The organism is Gordonia sp. DT101, from assembly GCF_049844895.1.
Classification (GTDB): domain Bacteria; phylum Actinomycetota; class Actinomycetes; order Mycobacteriales; family Mycobacteriaceae; genus Gordonia.
The window spans coordinates 240,280-259,727 of sequence record NZ_JBNCLX010000005.1; the positions used below are offsets into that span (position 1 = coordinate 240,280).

General features: G+C 65.9%; 20 protein-coding genes. 6 read left to right on the forward strand and 14 right to left on the reverse strand.

The annotated features are described in order from the left end of the window. Positions 1–114 precede the first annotated feature (114 nt). Entirely contained in the window at positions 115–522 is a 408-nt protein-coding gene (locus ACLQ3I_RS18690; protein ID WP_425803886.1) for a VOC family protein, read from the reverse strand. Beyond that, positions 519–803: an ArsR/SmtB family transcription factor gene (locus ACLQ3I_RS18695; RefSeq protein WP_425794350.1), complete on the reverse strand. Its 285-nt coding sequence runs from the start codon at positions 801–803 to the stop codon at positions 519–521. Before ACLQ3I_RS18695 ends, ACLQ3I_RS18690 begins: the two co-directional genes overlap by 4 nt. A 95-nt stretch (positions 804–898) precedes the next feature. Between ACLQ3I_RS18695 and ACLQ3I_RS18700 the strand changes: the two genes are divergently transcribed. The 3 genes from ACLQ3I_RS18700 to ACLQ3I_RS18710 all read left to right on the forward strand — a co-directional run bounded on the left by ACLQ3I_RS18700 (position 899) and on the right by ACLQ3I_RS18710 (position 3,926). Then, positions 899–2,014, forward strand: coding sequence for an alpha/beta hydrolase (locus tag ACLQ3I_RS18700; protein ID WP_425794352.1), 1,116 nt, complete (start codon positions 899–901; stop codon positions 2,012–2,014). 55 nt (positions 2,015–2,069) lie between these two features. Continuing rightward, positions 2,070–3,494, forward strand: coding sequence for an MFS transporter (locus ACLQ3I_RS18705; protein WP_425803888.1), 1,425 nt, complete (start codon positions 2,070–2,072; stop codon positions 3,492–3,494). 102 nt (positions 3,495–3,596) lie between these two features. Beyond that, entirely contained in the window at positions 3,597–3,926 is a 330-nt protein-coding gene (locus ACLQ3I_RS18710; protein WP_425804049.1) for a rhodanese-like domain-containing protein, read from the forward strand. A gap of 11 nt (positions 3,927–3,937) precedes the next feature. Here ACLQ3I_RS18710 and ACLQ3I_RS18715 read toward each other — a convergent pair whose 3' ends face one another. The 4 genes from ACLQ3I_RS18715 to ACLQ3I_RS18730 all read right to left on the reverse strand — a co-directional run bounded on the left by ACLQ3I_RS18715 (position 3,938) and on the right by ACLQ3I_RS18730 (position 7,909). Further along, positions 3,938–4,792, reverse strand: coding sequence for an SDR family oxidoreductase (locus ACLQ3I_RS18715; protein ID WP_425794521.1), 855 nt, complete (start codon positions 4,790–4,792; stop codon positions 3,938–3,940). A gap of 67 nt (positions 4,793–4,859) precedes the next feature. Continuing rightward, complete coding sequence (locus ACLQ3I_RS18720) at positions 4,860–6,074, reverse strand: cytochrome P450 (RefSeq protein ID WP_425794355.1); 1,215 nt, start codon at positions 6,072–6,074, stop codon at positions 4,860–4,862. Between the two features lie 20 nt (positions 6,075–6,094). After that, the gene (locus ACLQ3I_RS18725) at positions 6,095–7,048 is read right to left on the reverse strand and encodes a PDR/VanB family oxidoreductase (RefSeq protein ID WP_425794356.1); all 954 of its coding nucleotides are present in this window, start codon (positions 7,046–7,048) and stop codon (positions 6,095–6,097) included. 99 nt (positions 7,049–7,147) lie between these two features. Next, a complete protein-coding gene (locus tag ACLQ3I_RS18730; RefSeq protein ID WP_425794358.1) occupies positions 7,148–7,909 on the reverse strand; it encodes an IclR family transcriptional regulator in 762 nt (253 codons plus the stop codon). 95 nt (positions 7,910–8,004) lie between these two features. On the opposite strand from ACLQ3I_RS18730, the gene ACLQ3I_RS18735 reads away from it, so the two are divergent. Then, positions 8,005–8,463, forward strand: coding sequence for an SRPBCC family protein (locus ACLQ3I_RS18735; RefSeq protein ID WP_425803891.1), 459 nt, complete (start codon positions 8,005–8,007; stop codon positions 8,461–8,463). Here the strand turns inward: ACLQ3I_RS18735 and ACLQ3I_RS18740 are convergent. Beyond that, a complete protein-coding gene (locus tag ACLQ3I_RS18740) occupies positions 8,457–9,095 on the reverse strand; it encodes a TetR/AcrR family transcriptional regulator (RefSeq protein ID WP_425794362.1) in 639 nt (212 codons plus the stop codon). The genes ACLQ3I_RS18735 and ACLQ3I_RS18740 overlap by 7 nt on opposite strands. Positions 9,096–9,164: 69 nt before the next feature. On the opposite strand from ACLQ3I_RS18740, the gene ACLQ3I_RS18745 reads away from it, so the two are divergent. Further along, positions 9,165–10,004, forward strand: a complete 840-nt coding sequence (locus tag ACLQ3I_RS18745; RefSeq protein WP_425794363.1) for an alpha/beta fold hydrolase — start codon at positions 9,165–9,167, stop codon at positions 10,002–10,004. Here ACLQ3I_RS18745 and ACLQ3I_RS18750 read toward each other — a convergent pair. From ACLQ3I_RS18750 to ACLQ3I_RS18765, 4 genes are all read right to left on the reverse strand, one after another. Continuing rightward, positions 9,989–10,459, reverse strand: a complete 471-nt coding sequence (locus ACLQ3I_RS18750; RefSeq protein ID WP_425803894.1) for a MaoC family dehydratase — start codon at positions 10,457–10,459, stop codon at positions 9,989–9,991. The genes ACLQ3I_RS18745 and ACLQ3I_RS18750 overlap by 16 nt on opposite strands. A gap of 13 nt (positions 10,460–10,472) precedes the next feature. Beyond that, complete coding sequence (locus tag ACLQ3I_RS18755) at positions 10,473–10,835, reverse strand: hypothetical protein (protein WP_425803897.1); 363 nt, start codon at positions 10,833–10,835, stop codon at positions 10,473–10,475. Positions 10,836–11,226: 391 nt separating this feature from the next. Further along, positions 11,227–11,919, reverse strand: coding sequence for a response regulator (locus tag ACLQ3I_RS18760; protein WP_425794366.1), 693 nt, complete (start codon positions 11,917–11,919; stop codon positions 11,227–11,229). Next, the gene (locus ACLQ3I_RS18765) at positions 11,919–13,076 is read right to left on the reverse strand and encodes a sensor histidine kinase (protein ID WP_425803900.1); all 1,158 of its coding nucleotides are present in this window, start codon (positions 13,074–13,076) and stop codon (positions 11,919–11,921) included. Before ACLQ3I_RS18765 ends, ACLQ3I_RS18760 begins: the two co-directional genes overlap by 1 nt. Before the next feature lie 172 nt (positions 13,077–13,248). Between ACLQ3I_RS18765 and ACLQ3I_RS18770 the strand changes: the two genes are divergently transcribed. Continuing rightward, positions 13,249–13,833: a universal stress protein gene (locus ACLQ3I_RS18770; protein WP_425803903.1), complete on the forward strand. Its 585-nt coding sequence runs from the start codon at positions 13,249–13,251 to the stop codon at positions 13,831–13,833. Positions 13,834–14,088: 255 nt separating this feature from the next. Here the strand turns inward: ACLQ3I_RS18770 and ACLQ3I_RS18775 are convergent, their stop codons facing one another. The 3 genes from ACLQ3I_RS18775 to ACLQ3I_RS18785 all read right to left on the reverse strand — a co-directional run bounded on the left by ACLQ3I_RS18775 (position 14,089) and on the right by ACLQ3I_RS18785 (position 19,360). Further along, complete coding sequence (locus ACLQ3I_RS18775) at positions 14,089–15,366, reverse strand: acyl-CoA dehydrogenase family protein (protein ID WP_425794370.1); 1,278 nt, start codon at positions 15,364–15,366, stop codon at positions 14,089–14,091. Positions 15,367–15,397: 31 nt separating this feature from the next. Continuing rightward, on the reverse strand, positions 15,398–16,816 hold the full coding sequence (locus ACLQ3I_RS18780; RefSeq protein ID WP_425804051.1) for a cytochrome P450: 1,419 nt from the start codon (positions 16,814–16,816) through the stop codon (positions 15,398–15,400). 147 nt (positions 16,817–16,963) lie between these two features. Continuing rightward, entirely contained in the window at positions 16,964–19,360 is a 2,397-nt protein-coding gene (locus ACLQ3I_RS18785) for an ATP-binding cassette domain-containing protein (RefSeq protein WP_425803906.1), read from the reverse strand. Between the last annotated feature and the right edge of the window lie 88 nt (positions 19,361–19,448).

Genomic DNA, 19,448 nt, shown 5'->3' on the forward strand with positions numbered 1-19,448 from the left:
GATGCATCGGGAAGTCGTTGCAGGTCGCGCCGTCAGCGGATGGGGTGGGCTGTGGACGGCGACGGCTCACCACCTGGATCGTCGCTACGCGGGCCGGTGCGAGTCGGGTGGCGATCACATGTCGTTCGCGCTGCGTTTCTCCGCCACCAGTTGCACCAGGTTCCCGCAGGTGTCGTCGAAGACTGCGATGACGGCGGTCCCGATGTCGGTCGGTGGCTGGGTGAACACCACTCCCTTGGCGGTGAGTCGCGCATGTTCGGCCTCGACATCGTCGACGGCGAACTGGATGAGCGGGATTCCGTCCTCCGCCAATGCGTTCCGATACGGTTGGACGGCGGGGTGACCGCACGGTTCCAGCAGCAGCTCGGGTCCGTCCGGGGATTCGGGTGACACCACCGTGAGCCACGAGTCGCCGCCACCCAGCGGGATGTCGTGATGCTTCGTGAAGCCGAGCACGTCGGTGTAGAAGGCCAGGGCGGCTCGCTGGTCGTCGACGAACACGCTGGTCAGGTTGATTCTCATCGATCATGCCTCTCTGTGGTGGGCCACCGACGCGTGATCTGCGCGAGTGGCTCCGGGGTGAAGTAGTGGAACTTGGCCCTTCCGCGCCGCTCGGTGGCGACCAACCCCGCGGATTCCAGCACCGCGAGATGTTGTGAGATCGCCTGCCGGGTGAGCCCGCGAGCGTGTCGCGTGGTCAGCAGTGCACAGATCTCGAACAGCGTTTGGCCGTCGCTCGCGGCGAGTTCGTCGAGGATGAGACGCCTGGTCTCGTCGTCGAGAGCTCGGAACACGTCGACCATGCCCGTCACTATAGGCAAGTATCTACTTGCCTATCAAGCGCAAGCGGCATGTTGTCCACGGCAGCCGACCACGTGCGGCCACTAGCATGGGCGTCATGGTGATGGCTGATCGTCCGGAGGTGCAGACGGCGTCCGGACCGGTGACCGCCCTGACCGTGATGGGACTTGCCGAGAGCATGCTCAACGGACTGGCGCGGGTGCCGTTCCGGCGGCCGTGGGACGGACCGGGCGGGCTGCTCGACAACGTGGGCCAGTCGGTCACGCGCCAGGTCGTGAGGTCGTTCATGGGCTATTCGATGGGACTCCCGATCGAGGAGTTCCGCTCGATGGAGAAGATCCTCGACGACATCTGCCTGGCCGTGATCCCGCCGTTCGTCGGCGCCATCGACGGGGTGGAGATCACCGACGACACGATCGGAGGCGTGCCGGGGATCTGGTGTCGCGCGAAGGCCAGCTCAGATGCCTTCGTCGACGATGCCGACGACAAGGAGACGATCGGCGCCACCATCCTCTACTTGCACGGCGGTGGCTACATCGGCACGTCGCCGATCATGTACGCCGCATTCGCTGCGTCTCTCGTCGGGATCACGGGATACGAGGTCTTCATCGCCGACTACCGGATGGCGCCCGAATTCCCCTTCCCCGCAGGTGTGCTGGACGCCGCCGACGTCTACCAAGGCCTGCTCGATCGTGGGGTCGACCCGAAGCACCTCGCGATCGCAGGCGACTCCGGAGGCGGCGGATTGGCAACGTCGCTGGTGTCCTACCTGCACAGCCAGTCGAAGCCCAAGCCCGCGGCGCTGGCTCTTTTCTCACCGGAGGTCGACCTCGATCTGGACCATCCGTCGATCACCGAGAACGCCCAATACGACATCCTCCCGTGGAACGTCCCGGTCACGCCATACCTGCATGGCGTGCAGCCGAACGACGAACGTGTCTCGGCGGTGCACGCGGCGCCCGATCCCGAGTGGTTTCCCCCGACCTTCGTCTGCTGGGGTGCCGACGAGATGTTCCGGGACGGAATCCGGGAGTTCGCCCAGGAACTGCAGGCCGCCGGAGTGAGGGTGCATGCGATGGAGGAACGCGGGATGTTCCACGTGTTCCCCATCCTCATGCCGTGGGCGGAATCGTCGCGTCGCGTGTTCCGCGCCCTCCACGAACTGGCAGGCGGCTACGTCACCCCCGACCCCGACGCGGAACAGACCCACTGACGTGACCGACGCCGGCGTGCCGACAGCTCGATCCTCCATGGGACCTGTTGTGGCCGTGGCGATTCTTGCGTCCTTCGTCGCGTTTCTCGACGGGTCCGTGGTCAATCTGGCACTCCCGGCGATCTCCGGCGACCTCGGCGGCGGTCTGACCACCCAGCAATGGGTCGTGGATGCGTACCTGCTGACGTTGGGTGCGCTGATCCTGGTCGCCGGCTCCATCTCGGACGCGTTCGGCCGGTTACCTGTTCTGCGAGCCGGATTGGTGATCTTCGGAGTGTCGTCGGTGGTGTGTGCGCTCGCTCCCACCGACCTGATCCTGATCATCGGCCGTGGCGTCCAAGGCGCCGGCGCGGCATTGCTGGTCCCCAGTTCGCTGGCCCTGATCAATTCGGCGTTCTCTCCCGACGATCAGCCCAAGGCGATCGGCACCTGGACGGCGTGGACCGGCACCGCATTCGTGGTCGGGCCGCTGCTCGGCGGCGTCCTCGTGGACGCACTGAACTGGCGTTGGATCTTTGCCGTGAACGTTCTGCCCGTGGTCGTCACCTTGGTGCTGTCGATGCGTCTCGTCGAAGCGCCGCGGCCACCGACACGAACCAGGATCGACGTGCCCGGTGCGGTGCTGACCGCCGCCGGTCTCGCCGGGACGGTGTATGCGCTGATCGAGGAGCAACGTCTGGGATTGTCGAATCCCGCTGTGGCGGTGTCGCTCATCGTCGGCGTGCTGTGTCTGGCGGGACTCGGCTGGCGGGAACTGCACACCGACAATCCGATGATCCCGCTCCGGATGTTCCGGGTGCGCAACTTCGGCGTCGGCAACCTCGCGACGACCTTCATGTACGCCGGCCTGTCGATGGGTTCGCTGATCACCGCGCTCTTCCTGCAGGAGGTCGCGGGTTTCTCGGCGCTTGCTGCCGGACTCGCGACATTGCCCGTCCCGGTCCTGTCGTTCTTCATCGCGCGCCCCGTGGGCGCTCTGTCGGCGCGATACGGTCCACGCCTGTTCATGGCATGCGGTCCGATCCTCGCCGGGTGCGGCTACCTGCTGATGCTCACCACCGACGACGATTTCAACTTCTGGTGGCAGATGTTGCCAGGGCTCGTGCTCTTCGGTCTCGGGTTGTCGGTGACCGTCACGCCATTGACGTCTGCGGTGCTCGCGGCCGTGAGCCGGGAGCAGAGTGGCATCGGTTCGGCGATCAACAACGCGATCTCACGGGTGTCCGGGCTGGTGGCAGTCGCGTGCACCGGCATCATCGTGGGCGGAGTGCTCGACACCGCCGGCTTTCATCGCACCGTGCTCATCACGGCCGTGCTGTTCATCGCCGGCGGCATGGTTTCGGCCCTCGGGATCCGCAACAGTGAGCACCGTGAGGGGGGCGTCCCCCTCCGCGCCGCCGCAGGCTGTTACGACCGGGCGACCGCTCCCCCGAGCGTGCGGGCGGACAGCGACGGCATCGGTCATCTGGACAACCCCTGATCGTCACCTTCAGGCTGGCTGATACCGTCGTTCACGGCGACTTCTGGACAATTCCGACCGAGGTCTCGAAAGAGGTTTCCACCCATGGGTATTCGTCACTAGCTGCGCCACGCCCCAGCGGTCACCGCGGCGGAAGCGATCGGCATGGTGGCCGACGGCGCACTGATCGTCGATGTGCGCCGTCATTTCGAGTGGAACCGCAACCACATTCCCGGGTCAGTCCACATTCCGCTCGAAGAACTGCCCGATCGCTGCGTGGAATTGCCCGACGACCGACTCCTGATCACCTTCTGCACCGGTGGCCTGCGTTCAGGCGGTGCCGCGAACATGTTGATCGAGTTGGGTTTCGAGGCGAGGAACATGACGAAGGGACTCATCGACTGGCGAGCCGCCGGAGGATCAGTGCAGGGGGCGAAGCACGCACCTCGGTGACGTGCCGCCGATCAGACCTCCGGCGCCGCGGGATTCTCGTCGGTCGCGACGACACCCCGGAGTCCGTCGGCCCCGAACAGCGGCTCGAGCATAGAGCTGAAATCGGGTCCACGGCGCAGCATCTGGCCACCGTCCACGTTGATCACCTGGCCGGTGATCCAGGTGGAGTCCTCGCCCAACAGGAATGCCGCCAGGTGGCCGATGTCCTGGACCTCGCCGATCCGGGGTATCGGTGTGGACACTCGATAGTCCTCGGTCAGCTGCGGATCATCCAGCACGGCGGTCACCAGATCCGTCCGGATCAGACCCGGCCGGATGCCGTTGACCCGTACCCGGCTCGGTCCGAGTTCGTCGGCCGCGAGCGCGACCATGTGATCGACCGCGGACTTGGTCACCCCGTATGCGCCGAACCAGCGGTGCGTATTGCTGGCCGCGATCGAGGAGATCGCGACAAACGATCCCCCACCGGCGCGCACCAACTCCCGTGCCGAGTGCTTCAGAGTGAACATTGTCCCGTTGACGTTCAGATCGACGGTACGTTTCCAGGCCTCGCTGTCCATCTGCGTCAGCGGGCCGATGGTCTCGCTGCCGCCCGCGCAGGCCACCACTCCGTCGAGGCCGCCGCCGAACTCGGTCGCGGCAGCCACGGCAGCGACGACCTGGTCCTCGTCGGTGACATCGGCGGCGTGCGCGTGCGCGCCGGCGCCCGCCGGTGCATCCAGGTTGAGCCGTTCTTGCACTGCTGTCAGTCGGTCGGCGGTCCGGCCGACGATCGTCACCTTGGCACCGAGGCCGACCAGAACGGTGGCGATGCCCTCGCCGATTCCGCTGCCGCCACCGGTTATGAGTACAGATTTCCCTGTCATCGTCACGACCCAAGACTAGAACACGTTCTAATCTTGGGATCTGGCGGGGCCGCGTCCCGAGGTGCGCTCAGCGTGCCCGCCTGACCCGGATCGGCACCGACGCCCACGATCTCAATGTGTTGTTGAGGTGACGACGAGCCGGACCGGCGAGCTCGATGCTCTCGACTCGGCGGACGAGTGCCGTGAGGAGGGCCTCGGACTCCAATCGTGCGACGTGCTGGCCGACGCACTGATGGAGTCCCATCCCGTATCCGACGTGACCGGACGGATCACGATCGAGATCGAACGCATCGGGGCGTTCCCAACGTCGCGGATCGCGGTTCGCGGCCCCGAGGAACATCAGGATCTTCGACCCGTCCGGGATGGTGACGCCGGCGAAGTCCACGGCACGTGTCGTGGTGCGGAAGAACGTCTGCACCGGCGACTCCCAACGCACGGCCTCGTCGAAAGCATTGCGTATCGATGCCGGATCGGTGCGAAGTTGCTGCCATTGCGCCGGGTTGGTGGCGAACGCGTAGAGGACTGCGGCGAGACCGTTGACGGTGGTGTCCACGCCCGCGGTCAGCAATGACCGCACCACCAGCGGGGCTTGTTCCACGGTGATGTCGCCGCGGTCGCTCGCCGCCCAGATCTGTGCACCGAAACCGTTGTCGGTCAGTGCCTCTCGTGTGCACTGCGTACTCACCCACGCGGACAATCCGGCGACGCGGGGCGCGCCGTCGGCCACCAGGCTGTTCGACGGACCGAAGGCGTTGAACGCGTGGTTGCCGTATGGGAGCAGATTCTCTCGCCCGGTGGTCGAGATGCCCACCGCGTCCGGGAAGACGCGGAGCGGAAAGGCCTGGGCGAGTTCGATCGCCGCATCGAACTCGGTCGACCGTGACAAGACGGACTCGACCAGATCGTCGGCATCGGCCATCCAGTCATCGCGTAACCGGCGCAACGCGCGCGGACCGAGGATCTTGCTCAGGACCGCCCGCGGGGCGTCGTGATGGGGAGGATCGGCCTCGAGGAGCACGCTGGGCGGGCGCCACGGTTTCTCGTGACGGAAATTGGTCAGTCCCACCCCGGCGGCCGACTGGAAGGACTGCCAGTCGGTCAGGGCAGCATGCACCTGCTCGTATCGGGCCATTCCGTAGACGCCGTACCTCTCGAGGAGGACAACCGGTCCGATGTCGCGCAACTCCTGCTGACTCGGCAGCGGGTCGGAGAGCACATTGAGCGCGAACGGGTCGAGGTCCGAGACCGGGATCGCGGTGCGCGGGGAGATCGTGGTCGTCATGATTCGTCCTTGGGTGGGGATCACAGGTCGATGACCAGGTGATCGGAACGCGAGCGGGATACGCAGACGAACATGCAGTCGCCGACCGCACGTTCGTCATCGTCGAGCAGAGAATCGCGATGGTCCGGTTCGCCGGCGATCACGGCGGTTTCGCATGTGCCACAAAGCCCCTCCCGGCACGACGAGAGAACGGTGATCCCGACATCGGAGAGTGTGTCGAGGACGCTGCGCTCCGGCCGGACCGTCACCGTGCGTCGCGAGCGCGCGAGGTGTAGTTCAAATGGCGCGGTACGTGCGGGCGCCACCGTCGTCGCGGAGAAGCGTTCGATGCGCAGCCGCCCGGGCGCCCAGTGGGACGTCGAGGCCGCCAGGTCGTCCAGCAGTGGCCGCGGGCCGCACGCATAGACCTGCGTGCCGGCCTCCAGGTCGCCCAGGTGGCCGATCACGTCGAGCCTGGCGCTCTCGTCACGCGCACACACCGTGACACGTTCCGCGTGCACGGCGAGAGCGTCGAGGAACGGCATCGCCGATCGGCTGCGTCCCAGATAGAGCAGATGCCATGCCGCACCCAGCATCTCGGCTTGCACGATCATCGGGACGATCGGTGTGATACCGATCCCGCCCGCGACGAACAGATAGCGCGCTGCGGGTGCCATCGCGAAGTTGTTGCGTGGTCCGCCGATCTGAACCTGTGCACCCACCTGCAGCGTGTCGTGGATGTACGCCGACCCGCCCGAGCCGTTGGCCTCGCGTCGGATCGCGACCCGATAGGTGTGCGCGTCCCAGCGATCCCCACAGAGTGAGTATTGGCGGGTGAGGCCGCCCGGCAACGTCAGGTCGATGTGGGCGCCCGGAGCCCAGTCCGGAAGTCGTCGACCGTCGGGATGCTCGAGCGTGAGGACGACGACACCATCTGCCACGACCTCTTTTGTGCGGACCCGCAACACGTGTGCCGGGTGTCCCTCCTGAACCATGTCCACTCTCCTCATGTGACGCGTGGATCAAGGGTCGCGCTCTGGTCTGGTGCCGCCCCAGGGCTTTCTCAATGAGTGAGAGAATAATCGTGGTCTGGATCACTGGTGAGGCGAACGGACGTGGGTCATCACCCTCGATATCCCGCGCGCTGCCGCCTGGACCGCCGGGATCTTGCTGTACGCAGAGGTGTCGTTGGGTGCGATGATCCCGAGGGCGGCGACCACGGTGCCTCGACCGTCACGGACCGGCGCAGCGATGCCGGTGGTGTCCGGGTAGATATGTCCTGCGCAGAGTGCGTAACCCTCGCGGCGGATGTGGGCGAGCATCGTGCGCAGCTCCGCAGCTGAGTGGATCGTCTGGTCGGTGTACACCTTCATGGGCGTGTCCATCACCGACTGCTGGATGTCAGGCGCAGCATGCGCGAGCAAGACGAGGCCCGACGATGACGCATGCACCGGCAATCGGCCGGCGATCCGGGAGTAGTTCACGACCGGCCCCGGCGACCACAGGCGCTCCAGGAACAACACCTCGGTCCCTTCGAGAACCGCCAGCTGTGTGTCGTTCCCGATGACCTGGTGGAGATCCTCCATGAACGGCAACGCGGCCGCGCGCAGTCCCATCACGGGTGATGCGCGAGTCGACAACTCCCACAACCGTATCCCGATTCGGACCTCCCGGCCGGAGCGCTCGAGCCAGCCGGCCCGTACCAGCTCCTCGACCATGCGTGACGCGGTCGCCACGTGCAGCTCCGCTCGTCGCGCGATCTCGCCGATCGTGAGCGAGGGTTCATCGAGACCGAAGGCCTCCACGATGCGGACGGCACGGGCGATGACGGACTCTCCGGTGGCCACGCGCGACATGGCTCGATCCTGTCATGCGCGGCCGGCGGCGTCGTGGGATCGAGCGCACCACGCTCGCCCCCCTACTACACTGGCGGGACCGATCAGGAGCCCAGATGTCACCGACCCGCCGCGTGTTGATAGCAGATGTGACGGTGCCTTTCGCAGCGCCGCCGGCGACGACATTCGATTATCTGGTCGATCCCGAGAACCGTCCGCACTGGCAATCCAGTCTGCGTCGGATCGAGGATCTGTCACCGGTGGGCAATCGTCCCGGAGACACCGGTACGTCGTGGACGGACATCACCTTCGTGCCGTGGGTTCGGCCTCTTCTCGAGGTCGCCGAGTATGCGGACCCCATGCGCTGGCGGGAGATCGGTCGATGGTGGTTCGTCGACGCGAGTCTGAGCCTTGCGGCCGAGGCGCTGCCGGATGGCCGCACCGATGTGCGAGCTCGCGCGTACCTCACCGTCCCACTGATCCTGCTACCGCCCACCTTGGCACTGAAAATACTGTCGCCGTGCGCATTACGTGCCGATCTGCGTTCGGCGGCGTCGATAGTCGGAGGCTACTGAGTCGACGAACCGGGGGCAGTCGACCCGCCACCCGACAAATCGACCCGGGCGTGGTCGATGAACCATTCGGTCCATTGTCCGGGCGTCCAGCCGCGTTCGCCGATCAGCCGGAGCCAATTGCGTCGGGCAGCCAACAACCAGACAGCGTCGACGATCACGTCGTCGGGACGTTCACCGGTGATCACGGTCAGTGCCCATTGCACCTCGTCCCAACGGTTGGCCTCACGCACTCGGAGACGCTGCGCGGCAGCGGGATCGGTCACCGCAGCGTCGTCCAGCACGTTCTGAATGGCCGCCGACCTGATGTGCGCGGCACACAGCCATCGAGCGCCCGCGGCGAGACGCTCGTCGGGCCGTCCGTTCCCCATCGCCCGATACTCCGCGAGCTCGCGGACCGGGATCCCCTCTCCTGCGGACAGCGCGTGGTCGATGCACGCGTCGAGCAGGGCCAACTTGTTGGGGAACTGCTGATAGACGGTCTGCCGCGTGACGCCCGCGGCGCTGGCGACGTCGGCCATCGTGGTGGAGACCCAGCCACGGCCGCAGAACATCTCGGTGGCAGCCGCGAGTGCCCGGCCACGGTTCTCCAGCGCGCGTCGGGCACGGAGCTCGGAGTTGTAGGTGCGTGCCACGAACACAGTCTAGACATAATTGAGATTACGCTGTGTAATGGGAATTGAAATCCCTACCGAGGAGACCTGATGCGTGATCACACCGTGAGAACCGATCTCGGACAGCTGCATGCCACCATCTTCGGCGAAGGGCCGGTGACCGTGCTCTGGCACAGCATGTTCGTCGACGCCCGATCGTGGCAGCGGGTGGTACCGACGCTCGCCGAACACCGAACGCTGGTTCTCGTCGACGGGCCGTCGTCCGGGCGCAGCGACCGACTCGATCGCGCTGTCGACATCGCCGCCTGCGCGGATGCCGCCGCAGCACTCGTGACGGACCTGTGTACGAGATTTGATCAAACCGGTGTCGACTGGGTCGGCTGCGCCTGGGGTGGTCACGTCGGTCTCCATCTCGCGGCCACGCAGCCCTCGATGGTCCGCAGCCTCGTTGCGATCAGTGCCCCGACATTTCCCATCGACCCCGCGTTACGCCGGCAGGTCGGGATGCTGCTACCGCTCTATCGCCTCGTCGGCCCACGGGGGCCCGTGCGCGCCGCGATCGAGACGGCGATCTTCACCGACGCCACCCGCGCCCACGATGCCGAAGCCCTCGGGCTCCTGAACGATTCGTTGCGTACATCCGGTCGTTCGATGATCGCGGCAATCCGCTCGGGGATCATGAATCGCACCGATCTCGAATGGGCGGCATTGCGCACCACGTGTCCGACACTGTTCGTGAGTACCGACGACCGGGGTGAGTGGACGCCGGCCGAGGCTGGTGCGATGGCATCGAGAATGACTGACGCTCAAGAGGTCACAGTGCACGGCGCGCGAGTGATACCCGCGCTCGAACAACCCGTGGCGACGGCGTCGGCAATCGTCGACTTCTGGAGCCGATCCACCCTCACCACGGATCAGCGGCGGGTGTGATCGGTCGCTCCGACATCGTCCGGGCGACCGTCCGAGTACGAGATCCGGATCGGGCGGAGGATCGCTCGGTGTGTCGATCCGTCGTCGGACAGGACGGATGCGGTGGCGGCGATGTGGCCGGTCCCGACGAGGTGCGCGGTCACGAAGAGCGTGACCGAGTGGTCGACGAGGTACACCGGACGGACGAATCGCGTGTCGCAGCCCGTGATCCGGCCGCCGCGGTTGCGCACCCAATCGTCGGCATGGCGGACCACGATTCCCAGTATGAGCAGGCCGTGTGCCACCGGCGCGGACAAACCCGCCGCCTCGGCGGCGTCGGCGTCGATGTGAATGGCGTTGTTGTCTCCGGACACTCGCGCGTAGCGGCGGACGCGGTCCATGGTGATCTCTTCGGTCACGTCCCAGAGCTGTTCTCCGGGGTCGACCGGCTCGACGGGAGCGGGAACCTGGGGCATCGTCGGTCGCCGCCTAGCTCCTGAAGGTGAGGGTGGACGTCGTCACGGCGATCGGCGACGTGTCACCCTCCGCCAGGATGTCGCTGCGGACGAGGAGCTGCGTGGCGCCCCCACGTCGATGGATTTCCTCCACCGTCAACAGCCCGCTCAGGTGGTCACCGAGCCGGGGCTCGCGGCGCAGCAGTAGTGATTCGGATGTGTGGACGATGCCGTCACTGGGCACGGTCCCGGAATGCATTGCCTGATGGGCCAACTCGGTCGTGACACGGAACACCACCGGTAAGCCGAAGTCGTCCGAGTCCGAGCCGAGGGCGTCGGCGAAGCCTGCCAAGAGCTCGCCGTCGACGACGACAACGTCCGGCGTCGTGAAGGTCATGCCCTCTACCAGCTCTCTTGCCATGCTTCACGCTAGCGAACCGACGACAGCTTGCCAATCCTCGGGACAGACGAACGCTCGACGTCTGTGCTGTCGCCCGGGCCCCGCCGGGGCAGGCCACTCGACGAGATCGGCGAAGGTGACGGCCGCGGGCCGGTCATCGCGGATCGTCGTGCACGTCGCACCCTGGGTTCGCAACACCGAGCACGGTCTCGAGTCCGTCGAGACCCGCGCCGAGCTGGATCCGAAGACTCACCAAATGCCACGCGAGGGTGCGCTGGCGGGGAACGGCCGTCCCCTGCTCTGCCTGCACTCGTCGGTCCCCGCTAGCGGAGCGGACCCATTCCGATGATCACGTCGGCATGACGGCCTGCCTCGCTCGCCGCCGCGGTCACTGGTTGCCGAAGGGCGTCACAAGCGAGTTCTCGAAGGCGTAGATGATCGCCGCCGCCCGGTCCCGCAGGTCGAGTTTTGTGAAGATGTGATTCACGTGGCTCTTCACGGTCACCTCGGAGATGAACAGGCGGGCGCCGATCTCGGCGTTGGTGAGTCCGCGCGCCATCAGGCGCAGGACATCGAGTTCACGGTCGGTCAATCCGCTGTCGGCGGGTTCACGCGGCTCGGGTACCGCCCGACGGAATCCGCGGAGCACCCGTTCGGTCACGGCCGGGTCGAGAAACGCGCCGTCGCGGACCACCGCCCGCACCGCCCAGATCAACGCCTCGGCAGGTGAATCCTTGAGGATGAAACCGGCAGCACCCGCGCGCAGAGCGCCCGACAGCAGTTCATCGTCGTCGAAGGTGGTCAACACGAGCACCGGCGGAGGCTCGCGTAGCGTCCGCACGGTGGCGGTGGCGGTGATGCCGTCGACATGACGCATCCGCAGATCCATCAGGATGACGTCCGGCGCGCACGAGGCAACCTTCTCGATCACCTCGTTGCCGTCGCCGCATTCACCGACGATGTCGAATCCGTCGCGGGCCCGCAGGATACGACGCAGTCCGGTCCGCACGAGTTCCTGGTCGTCGACGAGGAGTACGCGGATACCGAACGGGCTCACCGGAACCGATCGCGTTGACGTCATCAGCCGGCCCACCGGACGGCGGCGGCGCCGGGAAACGCCGCACGGACCACCCATGCCTTCTGGTGACCGCCGGCGTCGACGACTCCGCCGAGCAACTGCGCCCGCTGCTTCATGCCGTCGATGCCCGAACCGTCCGATGACGCGCGACCCGTCACCGGTGAATGCGGATTGCGGACACACAGGACGATGTCCGAATCCGCGGTCAAGGTGACTGTCGCGGTGGGGGTGCGCGAATGCTTCACCACGTTGGTCAGAGACTCCTGGGTGATCCGATAGAGCGCCGCCCCGAGAGGAGCCGGGATCGCCTCGAGGTCCACGTCCACGTCGAAGCTCACTGCGACGCCCGCCTTTCGGTAATCGTCGACCAGTCGATCGATGTCGCGGGCACTGGGCGTCGGGGCCGCCGAATCGTCCGACGAACCCAGGACTTTCACGATGTAGCGAATCTCGGTCATGGCCTGGCGTCCGAGTCGCTCGGCATCTTCGAGTGCCTCGAGCGCCTCGTCATCGGCACCCTGCTGAAGCGCGCGGCGCGCGCCCGTGACGTTCAACATCGTGATCGACAGCGAATGCGCGATGACGTCGTGGACCTCGCGGGCGATCCGGCGGCGCTCCTCGTTGGCGGCTCGTTCCGACCGGGCCCGCTGGTCACGTAATTCATTCTGGGACAGCAGCTTCTGATAAAGAATCATATAACCGACGAGCCATCCGCACAGGATCGCGAGGACATAGACCGCCGGAGACTGCAGGTGCCCGGCCTGGCTGCCGACCAGGACGACAGCCACCGACAGTGCCGCCACGGCCAGTCCGCGGCGCAGTGACTCCATGGCCGCGGCTATCGCGGTCGTCAGGGCGAGGAGCAGCGGGGCCACGTCCACCGGTACCGGGTCCATCAACATCACCGCGACGGCAACCGCAGCAAGGACGGCGCAGACCACCTTGCTCGGGATCCACAGGTCCACGACGAGCGACAGTGTGGCGATCGCGGCTCCGAGGAGTGCCCACCACGGGGGTTCCAGTGGCAGTCGTTGCACGACTGCGCCGATGGTCAGCCCGGCCGAGGCCGCGAGGGTCACGGCCGGATAGAGCGGCGGGTAGCCATCACCCGCGAGTTCGACGCGGCGGCGGACCACCGCGACCACTGACGTCACCGACACAACAAAAGGATAGGCCGAGTGGCCGTGCAGTCATCTGTCTCCGGTTGGAACCGTGACTCCACCCACGGATGGAGGACAGGTCCGTCTGCGTCATGCGGATCCCCCGGACTCGAATCCCTACCGTCGAATACAGAGGTCAGAGGCAGGTCCGTGACGACAAGAGGTGAGAGCCGTGACCATAACTGAGATCTTCCACCCGCACCAGGCGCGCACGGCAGCATCGATCGACCGGCTGCCGGCCGGCGGCAGGATCGTCGTGGGCTACACCGGCTCCCCGGTGTCGGCCCGGGCATTGGAGTCCGTGTTGCGTGCGGCCGACGCAGATGTACGCATAGCGCTGGTCTGCGCGATCAACCCGGTCCGCCCGCCGCGATCGACGTCATTCCTGCACGACGCCCTGAAATCGGAGGCGTATCTACTATCGGATCGGGCGTCCATCGACGAACAGCTCCGCCGCGGCGTCGAAGCGCTGCACGCACATTCGCTGGAGCCGGAAACCGCGGTCGCGATCGAGGGTGATCCGGTAAGAGTCCTCTCCCGGGCCGCACGAGAGTTCGGGGCGGCGCACCTGGTGGTGGGAATGCGAGATGAGCAGCCGACGGGTCAAGTACGTCGGATCGCGAGGGCGCTTCCGGACGACATCGCGTTGTTCGTGACCTCCGGAGATGCCCACCTCCGATTGATGGGGTCCCGGCGCGTCCGCGGCCGTGCGCGAACGCTCGCACCGAACCCCATCGGTCGGGTCGTCGGTGCGTGAACGTTCCGAACCCACCCGCTCACCGGTTGATCCGTGTCGTCGGGCGACCGCAGCGATCGTCAGATGTGGCTGTCGAGTAGTGAGTAGCGCGCCTGGTCGAGGCGCCGGCCGATGATGTAGTCCTGCAGACCTGTACCTGTCACCTGCCAGCCGCTCGCACTGGACGTGCGCCGAGCCGGGATGGGAGGCGGTCGTCGACCACGCGCTCGCCTGGGTGCGCTCACAGCTGGGCGAGCAGACTCCGTCCTCGTCGCGTCAGGCCTGAGTCGGGCCGACCCCTTTGGGCGCGCCTGCCGACATGAAACCGAACAGGTATCCGGCGACCCGGCGCATCTGGATCTCGTCGGCCCCCTCGGTGATGCGGTACCGGCGGTGATGGCGGTAGATGTGTTCGAACGGTTCATGGCGTGAGTAACCACGTCCGCCGAAGGTCTGCATGGCCTGATCTGCTGCGTCGCAACACAACCGGTTGGCCTGATAGTTGCACATGGAGACCTCCTGGGAGGCCGCGAACGGACCCTGGGTGTCCATCTTCCACGCCGTTTCCCGAACGAGGGCCCGAAGCATCGCAGCACGCGTGTGGAGGTCGACGAGGGGAAACTGGATCGCCTGGTTTGTGGACAGTTTCCGGCCGAAAGGCGAGCGTTCGTTGGCATACGCGACCGCCCGGTTGATGCAATATTGCGCGGCGCCGAGGCTCGAGGCCGCTTGACGAATCCGGTTCTCGTTGAAGAAGTGCTGCACGATCTGCAGTCCGCGGCCCTCCTCGCCGAGGACTGCCGAGTGCGGCACACGGACGTCGTGCAGGCTGATGTGTGCGTGGTCGGTGGGCATGTTGAAGGTCCACAGGTACTCCTCGACCGTGAAGCCCTCGGACTTCGGATCCACCAGAAATGCCGTGATGCCACGGGCGTCGCCGGCGTCGCCGCTGGTGCGGGCGAAGACGATGTCCCGATGGGCGGCGTGGATGCCGGTGTTCCACGTCTTCTCGCCGCGGATCACCCAGGTGTCGCCGTCGCGGACCGCGGTGGTCTCCATGTGCGTGGCGTCCGAACCGTGGTCGGGTTCGGTGATGCCGAAAGCGAAGAACTTCTGGCCGGCCGCCAGATCTTCCACCCACTCCGCGCGCTGCTCGGGTGAGCCGTACTCCAGCATCAGCAGCAGGCCGATGTTGTTACCCACGATGCTGTGTTCGTTCTGGAGGTCGCAGTGCAGGCCGAGCCCCTTGCCCGCGAGATGCTCCCGGATGACGGCCATGGCCAGGTTGGAACCGTCGCGTCCGCCGAACTCCGGGGGGAACGGGTAGCGAAAATGCCCCGCGGCGTCGGCGCGTCGACGCACTTCACCGAGCAGCGCTTCCCAGTCGGCGCTCGGGAGTCCGTCCCGTTCCCAATCGGTTCTGGAGTCCTCACGTCGATGATCGAAGAACCGGACGTTGTCGTCGGCCTGCTCCAAGGGGACTATCTCGTCGTCGATGAACGCATCGAGTTCGGCCAGGTAGTCGGTCAATGATTCGGGCAGCGCGAAATCCATGCGTGAATCCTCCGGGATGGACTGCGGTGGGTCAGGGACTCACGCGCCGTCGCATGTCGATCGGCAGGCCGTCAGCGGGTGTCGGGCCCGTTCCGTAGGTGAGGTCGAGCCGATAGTCGGCGGGCACCGACCATTCGAAACGCTGCAGCATCTGGTGCATGATCGACTTGACCTCCATCCCACCGAAGTAGAGGCCGATGCACTTGTGTGCGCCGCCGCCGAACGGCGCCCACGCGAAACGGTGCACCTTGTCCTCACGACGATCAGGTGAGAACCGGTCAGGGTCCCAGTGCGTGGGGTTCGGCCACCATTCCTCACGCAGCATCGAGGCCCAGGGGTGGATGGCGACGAGCGTGTCTTTGGGTACGTAGTGACCGAGGATGTCGGTGTCCGCGATGGTCTTCCGGAAGAGCATGCCCACCGGGGCATTGATCCGCAGTGTCTCCTTGAACGCGAGGTCGAGGCTCGGCAACGAATCGATGTCGTCGTAGCCGAGCGTCGACTTGCCCAGGGCGAGGGATTCTTCTCGCAACCGCTCCTGCCACTCTGGGTGCTGGCCCAGGAAATACGTCAGCATGGACAACGCGATGGTGCTGGTGTCATGCGCGGCCATCATCACGAAGATCATGTGATTGACGACGTCCTCGTCGCTGAAGGTGTTACCGTCCTCGTCCTCGCTGTGGCAGAGGACGCTGAACAGGTCGTCGCCGTCGCCGGCCCGCCGAGCGGCAATCTCCGATCGGAAGTAGTGCTGCAGGTCCTCGCGCCCGCGCAGACCCCGCGCCCAGGTCCAGTCCCGCACGTCGGCACGCACGAGTGCCTGCCCGCCGCGGACGGCCGCCTCGAACGCACTCTCGAGTCGGTGCGCCTCGCCCTCGGTGAGCGACGCACCGACGAAGACCTCGGTGGCGAGCGACAAGGTCAGGTCCTTGGTGCGGGAGTACATCGGGAAGCCCGTGCCGACCTGCCAGTTGGACAGCGTCTTCTCGATGTGGGGCGTCATGATGTCGAGGTAGCCGTTGAGCCGCGGACGCGTGAACGCCTGCTGCAGGATTCGGCGGTGATGCATGTGCTCGTCGAAATCCATCAGCATGATGCCCCGGCGGAAGAACGGGCCGATCATGGGTTCCCAGCCCTCTTCGCTGGAGAAGGCCTTCTGCCGGTTCATCCAGGCGCATTCGATCGCCTCCGGCCCGACCAGCGTGACGATGTTCATGTTCAATGAACCCGACCAGGAGACCGGGCCGAACCTGTCGTAGCGGGCCATGGCGCTGCCCAGCGGGTCGGCCAGCGCTTCCAGGGTGTTCCCCAGGAACGGCATGCCTGCGTCGCCCATCACCGGCTTGAGGTCCGACCCGGCGGGTGGCTCGGCCAACACTCTGGGCTTGCTCGGGTATGCCTTGGACAGCGCGCCGAGGCCGGCCTGAAAAGTCTTCTTCGCGGATTGCACCGACGTCCACTCCCTCGTCTGATCGACGTCGACACGGACGATGGGCTGCCCGTGCACTCTTGGAACGGATTGTTGCATCTGTTCCAACCGGAGTCCAGGACCGCTCGCGACCCGATGTCTCCGAAAGTCTCTTTTCCGTGCACCGGGTCAGGAATGCGCTCCCACGTAGTCGGCGAGATGACGGCCGGTGAGTGTCGACCGATGATCGACGAGGTCGGTCGGTGTCCCCTCGAACACGACGCGCCCGCCATCGTGCCCGGCGCCGGGCCCCAGGTCGATGATCCAGTCGGCGTGCGCCATCACGGCCTGATGGTGCTCGATCGCGATGACCGACTTCCCCGAGTCGACCAGCCGGTCGAGGAGTTCAAGCAATTGCTCGACGTCGGCGAGGTGAAGTCCGGTGGTCGGCTCGTCGAGCACGTAGACATCGCCCTTGTCTCCCATCTGCGACGCGAGCTTCAGCCGTTGACGTTCGCCGCCGGACAATGTGGTGAGGGGCTGCCCGATGGTGAGGTAGCCGAGCCCCACGTCCCGCAACCTGACCAGGATCTTATGTGCGGCAGGAACTTTTCCGTCGCCGGAACCGAAGAACTCCTCGGCCTGGGCCACCGACATCGTGAGGACGTCACTGATGTCCCGACCGCCGAAGGTGTACTCGAGCACATCTGCGGAAAAGCGCTTGCCCTCGCAGACCTCACACGGGGTGGCGACACCGGCCATCATCGCGAGATCGGAGTAGATGACCCCCGCCCCTTTGCAGTTGGGGCATGCCCCTTCCGAATTTGCGCTGAACAGTGCAGGTTTCACGCCATTCGCCTTGGCGAAGGCCTTCCGGATCGGATCGAGCAGACCCGTGTAGGTGGCGGGGTTGCTGCGGCGCGAGCCTTTGATGGCCGCCTGGTCGATCGACACGACGTCGTCGCGTTTCGCCACCGAGCCGTCGATCAGGGAACTCTTCCCCGAGCCGGCGACGCCGGTTACCACGACGAGTACGCCGAGGGGGATGTCGACGTCCACGTCCTGCAGATTGTGGGTCGACGCCGCGCGGATCTCCATGGCTCCGGTCGAGGTACGCACGGACTCCTTCAGCGTGGCCCGATCGTCGAGATGTCTGCCGGTGAGTGTGTCGCTCTTCCGCAGGTCCACCACGGTGCCCTCGAAGACCACCTCGCCGCCGTCCCGGCCGGCCCGAGGGCCGAGATCGACGACGTGATCGGCAATGGTGATCACCTCCGGTTTGTGCTCGACGACCAGTACGGTGTTGCCCTTGTCCCGGAGTTGCCGCAGCAGGTCGTTCATCCGGTCGATGTCATGCGGGTGAAGGCCGATCGTGGGCTCGTCGAACACATACGTGACGTCGGTGAGCGACGAACCGAGGTGTCGTATCAGCTTCGTGCGTTGGGCTTCGCCGCCGGACAGGGTGCCGGCCGGACGCTCGAGGGACAGGTAGCCGAGCCCGATGTCCACGAACGAGTCGAGGGTCTCCCGCAGACTGGTCAGCAACGGTCCCACCGATGGCTCGTCGAGGTCTCGGACCCAGTCGGCGAGGTCGCTGATCTGCATCGCGCAGAGGTCGGCGATGTTCTTGCCCTTGATCTTCGACGACCGTGCGCTCTCTGCGAGGCGTGTGCCGTCGCACTCAGGACAGGTCGTGAACGTGATCGCGCGATCCACGAAGGCCCGGATGTGCGGTTGCATCGCCTCGCGATCCTTGGACAGGAACGACTTCTGGATCTGCGGGATGAGGCCCAGGTAGGTGAGGTTGATGCCCTCGACCTTGATCTTCGTCGACTCCTTGTAGAGCAGATCATCGAGTTCACGCTTGGTGAACTTCTTGATCGGCTTGTCGGGATCGAACCATCCGCACCCCCGGTAGATCCGGCCATACCAGCCCTCCATGCTGTAGCCGGGGATGGTGAGGGCGCCCTCGTTGAGCGACTTGGACTCGTCGTAGAGCGCCGTCAGGTCGAAGTCGGAGACCGCACCGCGGCCCTCGCATCGCGGGCACATGCCGCCGGTGATCGAGAAGCTGCGGCGCTCCTTGACCGTACGACCGGCCTTCTCGATACTCACCGCGCCCGCACCGCTGATGGACGCCACGTTGAACGAGAATGCCTGCGGCGAACCGATGTACGGCTTGCCGAGCCTGCTGAACAGGATGCGCAACATCGCGTTGGCATCGGTGGCGGTACCGACCGTGGAGCGCGGATTGGCGCCCATCCGCTCCTGGTCGACGATGATCGCCGTCGTCAATCCCTCGAGGACATCGACATCGGGACGGCCGAGGTTCGGCATGAACCCCTGCACGAACGCGCTGTAGGTCTCGTTGATCATCCGCTGTGACTCGGCGGCGATCGTACTGAACACCAACGAACTCTTCCCCGAACCGGACACTCCGGTGAACACGGTGAGCCTGCGCTTGGGGATGTCGAGACTGACATCTTTGAGGTTGTTCTCACGCGCGCCGTGCACCCGGATCAGGTCGTGGGTGTCGGCGACATGTTCCTCAGGCGACCTGTTCTTCGCCTTCGTGGCCGTGCTCATCGTGCCTCCATCTGGTCGCTGCGGTCTGCACATCTCCGGGTGACGGGCTCGGCGTCGATCCAACCATGCCAGACGGATTTGTCGGATA